Genomic DNA, 14335 nt, shown 5'->3' on the forward strand with positions numbered 1-14335 from the left:
ACCAGCCGCGGCAGGCGCGTCTCGGCGGATCTCACTGACCGCCGAAGACGACTAAGGTGCACGCTTGGTAACCCGGCCGGACGTGAGTGACGGCGCCTCAGGCTTGAGGCGCCGTCCACGTCTCTTCAGCCACTTCCGTCAACGCGGCGGCGCCCAACGACACCGCGAGCGCGCAGTGCCGCAACCAGGACCGCACCCCGTCGGGCGTCCCCGTCGCGAACGCTCCCGCGGCACCCACGTACTCCGGCGAACGCTCCAGATGCCCCACCTCGGGCGCGATCAGCCCGCGCGGGTCGAAGCCAGACGACATCAGCGTCAACCGCGCCGCGGCCCGCGCCACCACACCGGGTGCGGCGGCGAAGGGCTGCAGAGCCAACAGCTCACCGTGTACGACCGCCGCCAGCACCAGCGGTGGCGCCGACGTCCCACCGGCCACGAGTGACATCAGCGCGTCCAACCGCGGCCCGGCCGCCACCGGGTGCCCGAGTTCCGCGGCGGGCACCGAACCCCGGGCGGCCAGCACGTCCAGCCGCGCGAGCACCTGCCCCGGGGCCTTCTGCCACGTGTCGACCAGCGACGGGAGCGCCGCCGCGACCCGCAGGCACCCCTGCACCACGGGCTCGGTCACCACGCCGGCGCGGACCTCCTCGCGCTCGTGCGCGTACCCGGCCAACGCCGCCGACGCGACCGCAGACCGGAGGCTGACCTCGGCCGCGACCGCGCCACCCTGCCGCCGCAACGCGCGATGCCGCATCGCGGCGTCCGCGGCTTCCCGCGCCGAGGCGACGGCGTCCTGCACGTCGGCGAGTTCCAGCAACGGCGCCAAAGGGTCAGCTAGCACGCAGCCAACGCTAGCGGAGCGTGCAGTGGATGCGCGAAAGCGCGCGGTGATGGCAAGATTCGAACAAGTACGGACGTCGCCGGGCCCATCGGCGCGCGTGCGGGTTCACTCGGCGCGCGTCCCGCCCCACGGAGCCCTCCCAGCCCAGGCGGCCCGGACACTAGATTTCTCCACAGACCCCGAACCCCGGCGCAGGGAGCGTGACGATGAGCGAGACCTTGGCGAACTTGCTACAGGAGAACCGACGTTTCGAACCACCGGGCGCGCTCGCCGAGGCAGCCAATGTCAAGGCGGACGCCTACGCGGAAGCCGACGCCGACCGCCTCGCGTTCTGGGAGACGCAGGCCCGGCGCCTCGACTGGGCCAAACCGTGGGACCAGGTGCTGGACTGGGAAAACCCGCCGTTCGCGAAGTGGTTCGTCGGCGGCGAGCTCAACGTGGCCTACAACTGCCTCGACCGCCACGTGGCGGCCGGCAGGGGTGACAAGGTCGCCATCCACTGGGAGGGCGAGCCGGGCGACACCCGCACGCTGACGTACGCCGACCTGCACAAACTGACCTGCCAGGCGGCCAACGCGCTGACCGACCTCGGTGTCCGGGCCGGCGACCGGGTCGCGATCTACCTGCCGATGATCCCCGAGGCCGCGGTGGCGATGCTGGCCTGCGCCCGGATCGGCGCCACGCACAGCGTGGTGTTCGGCGGCTTCTCCGTCGACGCGCTGTCGGGCCGCATCCAGGACGCCAGCGCCAAGGTGGTGATCACCTCCGACGGTGGCTACCGGCGGGGCAAGCCGTCGGCCCTCAAGCCGACCGTCGACGAGGCCGTCGCCCAGTGCCCGACGATCGAGCACGTGCTCGTGGTCCGCCGCACCGGCGAGCCGGTGGCCTGGGGCGACAAGGACGTGTGGTGGCACGAGAGCGTCGAGACGGCCAGCAGCGAGCACACCGCGCAGGCGTTCGATTCGGAGCACCCGCTGTTCATCCTCTACACGAGCGGCACGACGGCCAAGCCGAAGGGCATCCTGCACACCACCGGCGGATACCTGACGCAGGCCTCGTACACCCAGCACGCGGTCTTCGACCTGAAGCCGGAGACCGACGTCTACTGGTGCACCGCCGACATCGGCTGGGTGACCGGCCACTCCTACATCGTCTACGGGCCGCTGTCCAACGGCGCGACCCAGGTGATGTACGAGGGCACGCCGGACACTCCCCACAAGGGACGGTTCTGGGACATCGTCGACAAATACGGCGTCACACTCCTATACACCGCCCCGACGCTGATCCGCACGATGATGAAGTGGGGCGACGAGTTCCCGGCGGCGGCGAACCTGTCGTCGTTGCGGGTGCTGGGCTCGGTCGGCGAGCCGATCAACCCCGAGGCGTGGATGTGGTACCGCAAGAACATCGGGCACGACAACACCCCGGTCGTCGACACCTGGTGGCAGACCGAGACCGGCGCCATCATGATCTCGCCGCTGCCGGGCGTCACCGCGACCAAGCCGGGCAGCGCGATGCGTCCCCTGCCGGGCATCGCCGCGGACGTGGTCGACGACGAGGGCAAGAGCGTGCCCAACGGCGGCGGCGGTTTCCTCGTGCTCCGCGAGCCGTGGCCGTCGATGCTGCGCACGATCTGGGGCGACGACCAGCGCTTCATCGACACCTACTGGAGCCGCTTCCAGGGCATGTACTTCGCCGGTGACGGCGCCAAGAAGGACGACGACGGCGACCTGTGGCTGCTCGGCCGGGTCGACGACGTGATGCTGGTGTCCGGGCACAACATCTCGACCACGGAGGTCGAGTCGGCGCTGGTGTCGCACCCGTCCGTGGCCGAGGCCGCGGTGGTCGGCGCGACCGACCCCACGACGGGCCAGGCGATCGTCGCGTTCACGATCCCGCGCGGCTCCGTCGACAGTTCGGGTGACGCCGGCGAGGCGCTCATCAAGGAACTGCGCGAGCACGTGTCGAAGACGCTCGGCCCGATCGCCAAGCCGCGACAGATCATGCTGGTGCCCGAGTTGCCGAAGACCCGGTCCGGGAAGATCATGCGTCGGCTGCTGCGCGACGTGGCCGAACACCGGTCGCTCGGCGACGTCACCACTCTGCAGGATTCGACCGTCATGGAACTCATCTCGGACGGTATGAAGTCGGCTAAATCAGACGACGAGTAAATCGCAAGCGACACGAAAGTGGCGGGCGGACCCTGTGGGGGTTCGCCCGCTTTCGTATGCAGGTAGCGGGCGTCGATGTGACGGTGAGTGCCCTGCGCGCCAAGATTTTTGAAATAAATCGACGCGCCCCGCTTCCCTCCAGCCCCAGTAATGCTTAGTTTCCTCTTTGGTCCCTCATTAGGGGCCAGATCGTCCGCCCTCGTTACCCCCCGAGGACGGCTCCCTCACACCGGAGGTATCCACGTGCGCAAAGTCGCAGTGGGGCTGCTAGGTCTGTCGCTGGCCGCGACGACCAGCTTCGCGCTGAGCGGTGCGGCGCTCGGCCAGTCGCCTATGCAGGCGGCGGCGAAGGCCCCCACGCAGTCCGAGCCGCAACTGGTCTCGGACGAGCTGTCCAACCCGCTCGAGTCCAAGCGTCGCGAGCTGCGGGATTCCGCGATTCAGGACGTCATCGCCGGCAAGGCCCAGCCGCAGATGCTCAACGGCAGCAAGGTGGTCAAGGTCGGTCAGAAGGACCTGAGCAAGGCCGCACAGAAGCGGACCGGCAAGACCAAGGTCGACCAGTACGTCGAGCTGCAGCGGGAGAAGACCGACAAGATCTTCGTGATCCTGACGGAGTTCGGCAACCAGCGGCACGCCAGTTACCCCGACAAGGACATGAACCCGAACGTGGCCGGCCCCACCACCTTCGAGGGCCCGCTGCACAACCAGATCCCGGCACCCAACCGGGCGACGGACAACTCCACGATCTGGCAGCCCGATTTCAACCAGGAGCACTTCCAGAAGCTGTACTTCGGCACCGGCAAGAACGACGAGTCGCTGAAGCAGTACATGGAGCAGCAGTCCTCGGGCCGCTACACCGTGGACGGCACGGTCACCAACTGGGTGAAGGTGCCCTACAACGAGGCGCGCTACGGCCGGTCGAACGACCCGGTGCGCGACGGCCAGCCCGGTGACGACCCCGCGGTCTGCACCGGCAACGTCTGCAGCAACACCTGGGCACTGATCCGCGACGCCGCGAACGCGTGGTACGCCGACCAGCTCGCTCAGGGTCGCCCGGCCGCCGAGGTCAACGCCGAGCTGAAGAGCTTCGACGAGTGGGACCGCTACGACCACGACGGCGACGGCAACTTCAACGAGCCCGACGGTTACATCGACCACTTCCAGATCGTCCACTCCGGTGGCGACCAGGCCGATGGCGACCCGCACCAGGGCGAGGACGCGATCTGGAGCCACCGCTGGGCGGCCTTCCAGGGCACCGGCCAGGGCCCGGCGGACTTCCCGATCGGCGGCGCGCAGATCGGCACGAGTGGCGTGTGGATCTACGACTACACGATCCAGCCGGAAAACGGTGGTCGCAGCGTCTTCTACCACGAGTACTCGCACGACCTGGGTCTGCCGGACGACTACGACACCACCGGCGCCGGTGACAACGCCAACGAGTACTGGACGCTGATGGCGCAGAGCCGCCTCGGCGCGAAGGGTGAGCAGTTCATCGGCGACCGCGCCGGCGACCTGGGCGCCTGGAACAAGCTCCAGCTCGGCTGGCTCGACTACGTGGTGACGCCGGCCGGCGTCAAGGACACCTGGACCCTCGGCCCGGAGGAGTACAACTCCGACAAGCCGCAGGCCCTGGTCGTTCCGCTCGGCCTCAAGGACGTCAGCCACGACGTCGGCGCCGCCGCCGACGGCACCTACCAGTGGTGGAGCGGCGACGCTGACGACCTGACCAACGCGGCCGCGCACACGCTGACGCGTCAGGTCACGCTGCCGGCCGGCACGTCCACGCTGACCTTCAAGGCCCGTTGGGACATCGAGGACTGCGGCGCCGACCCGTGCGACTTCGCGTACGTCGAGGTCGACTCGGGCGCCGGCTTCGTGCCGATCAAGGGCAACATCACCACGGCCACCGAGGCCGAGGGTGGTGCCGGCATCGACGGCGTCCAGGCCACGTGGACCGACGCGACGTTCGACCTGTCGGCGTTCGCCAACAAGACCGTCGGCCTGCGGTTCCGCTACGAGACTGACCCGGCGCAGCGCGGCAACGTCGACGAACCGATGCCCAACGGTCTGTTCGTCGACAAGATCGCCATCACCAACGGCAGCACCTCGGTGTTCGCCGACGGCGACGCGGCCGGCAACATGGGCTGGACGGTGGACGGCTTCCAGAACATCACGTCGTCGTTCATCACCCAGCACCCGCACTACTACATCGCCGGTTGGCGGACGTACGTCAGCTACGACAAGTACCTGCAGTACGGCCCGTACTACTTCAACCGGGTCACCGAGGACCGGGTGGACCACTTCCCGTACCAGACGGGTCTGCTGGTTTCCTACTGGGACACCTCGATGGGTGACAACGACGTGAGCCAGCACCCGGGTGAGGGTCTGAACCTCTACGTCGACGCCCGCCCGAAGACCCTGTACCGCCTCGACGGCCAGCCGTGGCGCACCCGGGTCCAGATCTACGACGCGCCGTTCAGCCTCCGCAAGGCCGACTCCTTCACCCTGCACCACGAGGACCAGGCCATGTACGTCCGCGGACCTGAGGCCAACCCGCTGTTCGACGACACCAAGGACTACTTCGACGAGGCGCTGCCGAACCACGGCGTCAAGCTGCCTGCCGTCGGCGTGAAGATCAAGGTGGTCGAGGAGAAGGGCACCTCCGTCAAGATCAAGGTCAACTGATCTTTTCGGGCGTACGCGCCCCCGCATCACTTCGGTGGTGCGGGGGCGTTCCATTTCCGGAACCAGGGGTATGGCAACAGCGTCCAAGGGAGATGCACGTGAGGAGCCGTTTGGCCGCCGTCGCCGCCCTCGTCGTGGCGGTCGGGCTGACGGGCGCCTGCGCCGGCGTGGAAGGGGGCGGCGTGTCTTCATCCGAACCGTCATCGGTGGCGCCGTCCGGGCGCTCACTGTCGCCGATCCCGCCGCCCACGCTGCCCCCGACGAAGGTCGGGCCGAGCGAGCCGAGCGACTACATCGCGGGCGACACCATCGGCGGGCGAGTGGTCAAGGGCGGTTCGGGGCCCTGCTACGCGGTCGTCAACGACGACAACCAGCGCTTCGCCCTGCACAACGACTCCGGGCTCACCCTCGAGGAGGGCACCTACATCACCGCCAAGGTCGCGCCGCTGCGGGCGAAGATCGACTGCGGCGAGGGCATCCCGTACGCGCTGGTCTCGTTCAAGCGGTTGTGACATCACGGATGGTGACTGACTGATCTACCCATTGACATGAATCGTTCTCCCGTCGGAGGATCTTGGCAGGAACTCCAACGGGGGAATCATGGATGTCTTCCTGTCCGACGAAGCGCGCCGACTCTACGAACGGCTGCTCGCCGGTGAGCCGGGCGAGCAGGACGGCACCGCGGTGCACGAGCTGGTCGTCAACGGCCTGGTCCGCCACGACGGCGGTCTGCTCACCGTGGCGCCGCCGGGGATCGCCATGCGCCGCATGCTGGCCGGCCAGCAACGCCACCTGCTCGACGCGCTCACCCTGCTCGGCGACCAGTACGCCGAGCTCGAGCTGCTCGAGAAGCGGTTCCCGGTCGCGGCGCCGGTCGAGTCCGAGCTGCTCCGCAACCCGGCCGAGATCGCCGCGCACTGGCACGACCTGACCCACGCCACCCGGGGGCCCTGCTACACACTGCAGACCGGCCCCGCGGCTTCGCCGGTCCAGCAGCGCTGGGCGGCGGCCCGCCTGCGCAGCCAGCTCACGACGCCCGCCCGGTTCCGCGCCGTCTGCAGCAGCTCGGTCCTCGAACAGCCCGCGGGCCGCGGCGAGGCCGAGCAGCTCGTCGGGGCCGGCGGCCAGCTCCGGGTTCATCCGTCGCTGCCAGGCGAGCTGGTGTTGACCGACCACGGCGCGCTCCTCCTGGTCGACGGCCCGGGCGAACCCGTCGCGATGGTGGTCCGCACCCGCGGCATGGTGGCGGCGCTGCGGCACTACTTCGATCTGCTGTGGAGCCGCTCGGCCCCGTTCGGTCGATCGGGCGGTGAAGCCGACCCACCCTCGCCGGCGCAGCGCCAGGTGCTGTGGTTGGCGGCGGCCGGGCTCAAGGACGAGGCCATCGCGCGCAGCCTCGGTCGCAGCACCCGCTGGGTCCGCCGGCACTTCGAGGTGCTGGAGGAGCGGCTCGGTGCGACCAACCGGCTCACCCTCGGGGTCGCGGCCGCCCGGCGCGGCTGGGTCTGACTGTCCGCTTCCGGCCAGCGTCCACTCTGCCCTCCCCGCCCGTGCCGTGGTGGCAAAAGATCGCTCGTAGTCGATGAAACGTCCATCGGCTCCTGCCACCACCACCACGGAGGCTCACTTGTCCGCTCGCGTCTCCCGACGCCGGCTCCTGACCACGGCCGGCGCCACGCTCGTCGCGGTCGGCGGTGCGACGACCATGGCCCGCACCCCGGCGCTCGCCATCCCGCCAGGATTCGACAAGGTGCTCTACTGGCACCGCATCCTGCTCGGCGCCTACCGCGCCGCCGTCGGCAACCCGGCCGCCGCGCCCACCCTGCTGAGCCGGGCCGGCGCGATGATGCACCTGGCGATCTACGACGCCTACAACTCGATGGCCACCATCGGGGCCCCGTACCTCGGCCGCTACTCGCGGATCGGCAACTACAGCTACGACCTCGGGCAGAACGTCAACTGGGCGGCGTACCGCGTGTTGCAGTCGGTCTTCCCGACGATGAACTTCAACCAGGCGCTGTCCGACTCGAACTCCTACCCGCCGATCGGCGAGCCCGGGCCGGAGGGCTGGAGCACGAGCATCGGTGAGGCCGCCGCGGCCGCGATGCTCAGCAACCGGACGGGTGACGGCTCGACGAACACCACGCCGTACACGCCGAGCACCGCACCGGGTCAATGGCGTCCGACCGGCTCCGGTGACGCGGGGACACCCAACTGGGGCCTGGTGCGGCCCTTCTCGCTGACCTCCGGCTCCCAGTTCCGCCCGCCGCTGCCCGGTGGCTTCGCCAACGCCACCGCGATGCTGCAGAGCGCCACCTACAAGGCGCAGTTCGACGAGGTACGCGACCTCGGCCGGGACGTCAGCACCACGCGTACCCCGGAGCAGACGAACATCGCGTTCTTCTGGGCGAACGACCTCGACGGCACGTACAAGCCGCCGGGTCAGCTCTTCTACCACACCGCCCAGGTCTCTTCGGCCCGCCGGCTCACGGAGGCGCAGAACGCCAAGCTGTTCGCCCTGGTCGCGATCGCGATGGCCGACGCCGGCATCGCGTCGTGGGACGCCAAGTACCAGACCTCGATCGACCTGTGGCGGCCGGAGTCCGGCATCCGGGAGGCGGCGGGCGACGGCAACCCCAACACCACGCCGATCACCGACTGGAAGCCGCTGTCGGTGCAGCGCGACGGGGTGACCCGCTTCTCACCGAACTTCCCGGCGTACGTGTCGGGCCATGCGACGTTCGGCGCGGCTTGGGCGGGGATCATGCGCCGGTACTTCAACAGCGACAGCATGCCCGAGGTGTTGGCCACCGAGGACCCGCACGCGGTCGGTGTCACCCGGGCGCCCGGCACGTTCACGGCAGCGGCCCGGGAGAACGCGCGCAGCCGGATCTACCTCGGCGTGCACTGGCAGTGGGACGCCGACCAGGGCTACAACACCGGCGAGGCGATCGCCAACCAGGTGTTCAACAGCAAGCTCCGTTAAGCCGAGACCCAGTCGAGGTCGTGCTCACACGGTGGACCCTCGGCGAGCCCGAACCGGCGCTCGTCGAGGTCCATCACCACGGTGTAGACCGTTTCGGATCGTTCGGCGTACGCGTCCTGCTCGTCGACGTGGCGGCAGATCGCGTTGGGGTAGCTCTGGTGGTCGCGCAGCACCGCGACGAGGTCGTCCTCGGTGAGCTTGCCGGGCTCGGCGGCCGCAATGAGCAACCGGCGCGCCCGGGCCGAGCGGAAGAGGGTCGAGCCACCGAAGTCGTTGGCCAGGTCGCGTACCCCCAACGACGTCTCCAGGTGGTTGGCGTGGGCGAGGACGCCGTTCTCCGGGTGCAGCCAGCCGGCCACGCCGGGGACCAGTTCGAGGTCGATCAGCTCTCCGCCGCCCGGGCCCGACTGGCCGATGAGCAGGTTGAGCGAGGCGTTGCGGGGGCTCGGGACGACCGCCTTGAGCGCGCGGCCGAGGGTGGTCTCGTCCAGGGCGGCGCGGAGGACGACGTGGTAGGGCACGGCGGCGCCCCTGACCCCGTCCTGGTCGGTGGTCAGCATGTTGACGCAGATGCCCAGGCCGGCCGAGTTGAGCCCGGCCTTGGCGAGCATGCCGGCCTCGGTGAGCGTGACGATGCGATGGCCGCGCTCGTCGGTCGTGCTCAACAGCAGCATGGCGCCGCGCTGGTCGGGGTGCCAGTCCCAGTTCTGGGCGATCAGCGTGTGCCCGGTGGCGGTGTGGGTGCCGAGGGCGCCGAGGACCGTGCAGCCGTCGTCAGGCGTGCTGCCGTAGATCAACTCTGTGCGGGCGTTGAGGGCGTAGATGTCACCCGGCGTGACGCCGGCGCCCTCGGCGGTCGCGTCGAGCATCTCGGCGATGCGGGGGAACCTCGTGCTGGTTTCGGCGCGGAACCGGTCGCCGGCGTTCCTGGTGGCTGCTGGGCTCAGGCCGACCGCGCTGAACCGGGCGGCGTAAAGGTCCAGGTTTGTGGCTATTTGCTCCCGGGCGGCCTCCCCGTACGCGAAACCGCACTCACCAGGCGTGCCGTGGACGTCGACGTAAGGTACCGGCAGGGTCATGCCCCTGACGGTAAACCCTGGGAGGTCGCTCCGGGAGATCTCCGGAGCCGGTTCGGGGCGCCTCTGACCTACGCTGGCCGAATGGAACCCGTCGTAGACGAGACAAGTGTCCTGGTCGAAGGGCCGTGGACGCACCGGTCGGTGGGGGCCAACGGCAACCGCTTCCACGTGGTGGAGGCCGGTGCCGGGCCGCTCGTGCTGTTCCTCCACGGCTTCCCGGAGTTCTGGTGGGCGTGGCACGAGATGCTGCCCGAGGTCGCCGACGCCGGCTTCCGCGCGGTGGCGGTCGACATGCGGGGGTACGGGGCGAGCGACAAGCCACCACGGGGGTACGACGGGTTCACGATGGCGGCCGACGTCGCGGGCCTGATCCGCGCGCTGGGCGAGCGGCAGGCGACGATCGTCGGCTCCGGGTTCGGCGGGATGGTCGGCTGGGCGGCCGCGGCGTTCCACCCGAAGATGGTGCGGCGCCTGGTGGTGCTCGGCGCCGCCCACCCGCTGCGGCTCCGCGCGGCGATCTTCGCGGACCCACGCGGCCAGTTCAGCGCCGCGACGCCGACACTGCGTTTCCAGCTGCCGCGGTACGAGCACGTGCTGGTGCGCGACAACGCGGCGATGGTCGGCGAGTTCCTGCGGCGGTGGTCAGGGCCGGCGTGGCCGGCGACGGCCGGGTTCGCCGACTACGTGGCCCGGTGCCGGGAGGCGATGCAGATCCCGCAGGCGGCGTTCTGCGCGTTGGAGGGCTACCGGTGGGCGTTCCGGTCGGTGCTGCGGCTGCACGGGTACCGGTTCGTCAAGCAGATGCAGACGCCGCTGACCACGCCGACGCTGCAGTTGCACGGCGCGCTGGACAGGGCGGTGCTGGCGCGGACGGCGCAGGGGTCGGGGCGCTACTGCGTGGCGCCGTACGAGTGGCGGCTGTTGGAAGGGGTCGGCCACTATCCGCACCTGGAGGCGCCGGACCTGGTGCTGGGTGAGGTGCTGCGGTGGGCGAAGTCGTAGCTCTTACGCGCGGTGCTCGCGCAGGTCGCTGACCTCGTTGGCGGGCGCCCAGCCCTGGTAGACGCCGAAGTCGAAGGCCTCGAGGTTGAGCGCCTCGGCGATCGGGGCGCGCCCGCCCGTGTACTCCACCCGGAGCCAGCCGTCGTGCTCGGCGAGCACGATGAACGGCTCACCCTTCCAGGTGCAGGTGGTGCGCACGTAGGCGATCTCGTCGACCTCGGCCATCGGCACGACCCGGACGTGCCGGCCGGTGCGCACCTCGGTGAAACCGTCGCCGGGATCGGGCTGGTAGATGCGGACCTGCTCGCCGTCAGGGCTCGCGTCGTACTCGCGGTCCCGCCAGCGGGCCACGTACCCGTCTCGCGTCACTTGTCACCGTTCCGGTTCCAGCCCGGGGCGTCGGCGTCGAGGGTCGCGACGACCCGCTCGGACCCGTCCCGGCGAACCAGCCAGAGTTGTGCGCCGTGCGGTAGTCGGGCACTGTCCACCTTGAACTCCGCGATGACGTCGCTGCCTTCGCCGGGCGCGAAACCGTTGCCCCGGAAGGGCGATCGCTCGATCACCCAACCCTCCATGGCGCGCATGGCGTTCTCGTTCGGGCCGCCGTACGGGATCCGGTAGAGACTGGGCCGGTAGGCGGGCCAGCGCAGCACGTAGACCTCGTCGGCGTCCGCGGAGAAAGGGCTGTTGGCGTAGCCGAGACCGAGCGCGGTGAACAGCTGTGCCGGGGTACGCAGGTGCGCGACCTCGGACACCCGGTGGACGAAACCGGAGACCCGGTCGTAGCCGCGCTCGAGGTAGTAGTCGACCTGGCTGGGCGCGATGGTCTTCTGCATCATCGTCGGCAGCGTGGGGTCGACGGCCGTGGGCTCCGGAGCCGGCGCGGGCTCCTCCTGCTTGGGCGCGGCGGCAACCGCGGGCTCGTCGTCACTGGCGTCGAGCCCGACGTCGGCGGCCCAACTGGCCAGGGCGACGATCTGGGCGCCGGGCAGCTTGGCGCCGACCGGGGTGCCGGGGTTGACGGCGAACGACCAGTTTTCCTGCGGCCAGCTGTTGATCAGCTTGACGAACTTGACGGTGACGGTGTCGTGGCCCTGGTCGAGGTGCTCGGCCATCCGCTCGGGCGAGGTGAACACGACGACGTACGGCTCGTCGTCGATGGTCTCGGTTCGCCAGACGAAGCCGTCGCTGCCGGGTTGGGCGTCGGGCCGCGAGTCGGGCGACACCGGGAGCAGCACCCGCGCGAGCAGCAGCGTCGACAGGAAGGTGTCGGTGCTGCCGTCACCGGCGGCGGTGAGCAGGCTCTCCTCGACGTCGTTGGCGGGCCGGAAGTCGGCCGGGACGGGACCCGGGTCGGCGGTGAAGACGGTGTCCTGGCGCTGGGGCTGTGGCTGGTCCAACCAGGACGGTGCCGCGGTGCCGGTGCTCGGGGTGCGGTCGTCCCAGGTGTTTCCCCAGCCGGCGGACGGGCGGTCGGCCCAGTCCTGTGTCGTGGGCGGCGATGCGGTCGGCCCCGTCGGCGTCATGTCGACGACGGCGGGTGCGCTCGACTGCGCACCTTCAGTCGGCTGTGGTGCGACGGCGGCGCTTTCGTCGGTGGCTCCGGACGCCCATAGGTCCGTGCCGTGCGCGGTCGCCGGGCCATTCGGCGGGCTCTGGCCGGCGGAGTCCGGGCTGGTCCGTGCGTCGCGCGGGGCTTCGTCCTCAGCCGCGGCGGCCGATCGGTCCGACCAGAGGTCGGCGGCCCCAGGCCCCGTCGCCGGCGGGGTGGCAGCCGCGTCGCTCCTCGGTTGAGGTTCGCTGGCTTGGCCGTCAGCGGTGGCGGAGCGATCCGACCATAGGCCGCTCGGCGCGGAGGTCGGCTGGCCCGCGGCCCGCCGGTCATCGACCTTGGCCGAGCCTCTGGGCGGCTGCCGGGAGGACCACAAGTCGGTGGCTCGGGGCTGTGCTGCCGCACCCGCGCGCTCGTCCGATCGGGTCGACGCCGCGGGGCGATGATCCGTCGGGGGGTTGCCGTCGGACGCCTCCTGGCTCGCGCGCGGCTGCTGGTCGGGCTTGCTGTCCGACCAGAGGTCCACCGAGGAGGGCCCGGGCGTGCCCGCTGCCGCCTCGGGGGCCGGCTTCGCTGACCACAGGTCAGCGGCAGCGGCCGCTCGCTGCTGATCCGGCCGGGGGTCGGTCGGGCGCGGCTGGGACTGCCCGGCGCTCGGCGGGCCGGCATCCGGCCGCTGCTGCGCCGCCTGGTCTTCTGCGCCGGCGGCCGGCTTCCGCCTGGTCCACAAGTCGGTGGCACGCGGCGTCTTCGGTGCGCCGGCTGGCTGCTCCGTCGTGCCGCGCGGCCCGGACTCCATCGCGCTGTCGCGGGTCCATAGATCCGCCGCGGGCGGCTGCGCTTGCGGAACCGCAGATCCCGGCGTGCCCGCGACGGCGGGCTCGTTCGTCGCGGAGGACGCTGCTGTCGGGCCGGCCGCCCAGCCCTGCGGCGTGCCGGGCGCCGCGGAGACGCCCGCGTTTGCCGTCCGATCGGACCAGAGATCAGCGGCGGGCGACCCGACGTGGTCCGGCGCCGGCCGCGCTGTTCCCTGCGGGCGCGGCTCGCCGGTCGCGGGCACCGGGGCCTCCGCCGGCCACGGCTGCGTGCTCTGGGGGCGCGGGCTGCCGCCGGATTCCGGCCGGACCTGACCCGGGGCCGGTGAACCGGCCTGGCCGGTGTCGGACCACCGCTGCGGGGACGCGGACGGGCCGTCGGCCCACGACTGCGCGGGAACCTCGGCGGCACCGGACGGCGGGGAGCCGGCCTGACGCGCGGGCCAGCCCTGCGAGGGCTGCGCCGTACCCGCCGGTGTGGCCCCTGCCGGCGCCGACCCCGAGGCCGACGGCCAGGCCGATGCCGGCCGGGCGGGAGCCACGCCGTTCGGCGTACCCGCTGGACTCGCCGGAGTTCCATTCGCGGGCGACCAAGTGCCCTGCCGGGGGTCATCGCGAAGCGGTTGACGCGCCGCCGGCTCTGACTGATCGGCACCGAAGAACCCGCCGCCGGACGTGGGCCGGGCCGGCGGACGCGGCGGCGCGCCGAACCGACCGGGCGGGCTGGCTCCGCGAGCCGGATCCTCGCGGAGCGGCGACCGGGGACGCATGGCCGGCGCGGGACGTTCGGAGACCTCACGCGGATCTGGCGCCGGGCGCAGGGGACGTGGCGGCGGCTGCTCACCGCGCAGCCCAGGCGGCGGCCAGGCTGCCGCCTCGCCGTTGGGCGCGGGCTGCCGCCCGAAGCCGTTGTCCGTAGACCGCTGCGGCGGGTAGGGCGTCGCGTCGCTGACCTGCGGCGGCGGCGAAGGCTCCCGGTAGGGCGCCGGGCTCGCGGCTGACGAAGGCATCGCATCGCTCAGCGGCGGCGCGAGCGGCTGGCGGTAGGGCGCCGGGGTCTCGGCCGACGAAGGGACCGCCTCGTTCACCGGCGGCGCGAGCGGCTGCCGGTAGGGCGGCGGCGCCGCGGGCGACAACGGCGTCGCGTCGCTGACCCGCGGCGGCGGCAACGGCTGCCGATACGGAGAAGGAGTCTCGACCG

Annotated in this window: 10 protein-coding genes; 6 read left to right on the forward strand and 4 right to left on the reverse strand. The window is 71.1% G+C overall.

What is annotated here, in order from left to right; genetic code table 11:
• Positions 1–97: 97 nt before the first annotated feature.
• On the reverse strand, positions 98–841 hold the full coding sequence (locus AB0H87_RS11890) for an oxidoreductase (RefSeq protein WP_360143013.1): 744 nt from the start codon (positions 839–841) through the stop codon (positions 98–100).
• Positions 842–1047: 206 nt separating this feature from the next.
• Here AB0H87_RS11890 and acs point away from each other — a divergent pair, with 206 nt between their 5' ends.
• From acs to AB0H87_RS11915, 5 genes are all read left to right on the forward strand, one after another.
• Positions 1048–3012: an acetate--CoA ligase gene (acs, locus tag AB0H87_RS11895; RefSeq protein ID WP_360143015.1), complete on the forward strand. Its 1965-nt coding sequence runs from the start codon at positions 1048–1050 to the stop codon at positions 3010–3012.
• A 258-nt stretch (positions 3013–3270) separates the two neighbouring features.
• Entirely contained in the window at positions 3271–5700 is a 2430-nt protein-coding gene (locus AB0H87_RS11900) for an immune inhibitor A domain-containing protein (protein ID WP_360143032.1), read from the forward strand.
• 98 nt (positions 5701–5798) lie between these two features.
• Complete coding sequence (locus AB0H87_RS11905) at positions 5799–6212, forward strand: hypothetical protein (RefSeq protein WP_360143017.1); 414 nt, start codon at positions 5799–5801, stop codon at positions 6210–6212.
• A gap of 88 nt (positions 6213–6300) precedes the next feature.
• Complete coding sequence (locus AB0H87_RS11910; RefSeq protein ID WP_360143019.1) at positions 6301–7209, forward strand: helix-turn-helix transcriptional regulator; 909 nt, start codon at positions 6301–6303, stop codon at positions 7207–7209.
• 118 nt (positions 7210–7327) lie between these two features.
• Positions 7328–8686: a hypothetical protein gene (locus AB0H87_RS11915; RefSeq protein WP_360143021.1), complete on the forward strand. Its 1359-nt coding sequence runs from the start codon at positions 7328–7330 to the stop codon at positions 8684–8686.
• On the opposite strand, the gene AB0H87_RS11920 is transcribed toward AB0H87_RS11915, so the two are convergent.
• Entirely contained in the window at positions 8683–9765 is a 1083-nt protein-coding gene (locus AB0H87_RS11920; protein ID WP_360143023.1) for a C45 family peptidase, read from the reverse strand. The two genes, AB0H87_RS11915 and AB0H87_RS11920, sit on opposite strands and share 4 nt — an antisense overlap.
• An 81-nt stretch (positions 9766–9846) precedes the next feature.
• Between AB0H87_RS11920 and AB0H87_RS11925 the strand changes: the two genes are divergently transcribed.
• Positions 9847–10767: an alpha/beta hydrolase gene (locus AB0H87_RS11925; protein WP_360143025.1), complete on the forward strand. Its 921-nt coding sequence runs from the start codon at positions 9847–9849 to the stop codon at positions 10765–10767.
• A gap of 3 nt (positions 10768–10770) precedes the next feature.
• Here AB0H87_RS11925 and AB0H87_RS11930 read toward each other — a convergent pair whose 3' ends face one another.
• Together AB0H87_RS11930 and AB0H87_RS11935 are read right to left on the reverse strand one after the other, a co-directional pair.
• Entirely contained in the window at positions 10771–11136 is a 366-nt protein-coding gene (locus AB0H87_RS11930) for a hypothetical protein (protein WP_360143027.1), read from the reverse strand.
• Positions 11133–12293: an SseB family protein gene (locus tag AB0H87_RS11935; protein WP_360143029.1), complete on the reverse strand. Its 1161-nt coding sequence runs from the start codon at positions 12291–12293 to the stop codon at positions 11133–11135. Before AB0H87_RS11935 ends, AB0H87_RS11930 begins: the two co-directional genes overlap by 4 nt.
• Positions 12294–14335 lie beyond the last annotated feature (2042 nt).

The sequence above is a fragment of the Asanoa sp. NPDC050611 genome (genome assembly GCF_040654855.1).
In the GTDB taxonomy this organism is placed as follows: Bacteria; Actinomycetota; Actinomycetes; order Mycobacteriales; family Micromonosporaceae; genus Asanoa.

What these genes read in the sequence shown, in the direction of transcription:
- AB0H87_RS11920 (WP_360143023.1), bottom strand. Translation starts at nt 9,765, where the DNA reads ATGACCCTGCCGGTACCTTACGTCGACGTCCACGGCACGCCTGGTGAG.
- AB0H87_RS11910 (WP_360143019.1), top strand. Translation starts at nt 6,301, where the DNA reads ATGGATGTCTTCCTGTCCGACGAAGCGCGCCGACTCTACGAACGGCTG.
- AB0H87_RS11925 (WP_360143025.1), top strand. Translation starts at nt 9,847, where the DNA reads ATGGAACCCGTCGTAGACGAGACAAGTGTCCTGGTCGAAGGGCCGTGG.
- AB0H87_RS11935 (WP_360143029.1), bottom strand. Translation starts at nt 12,293, where the DNA reads ATGACGCCGACGGGGCCGACCGCATCGCCGCCCACGACACAGGACTGG.
- acs (WP_360143015.1), top strand. Translation starts at nt 1,048, where the DNA reads ATGAGCGAGACCTTGGCGAACTTGCTACAGGAGAACCGACGTTTCGAA.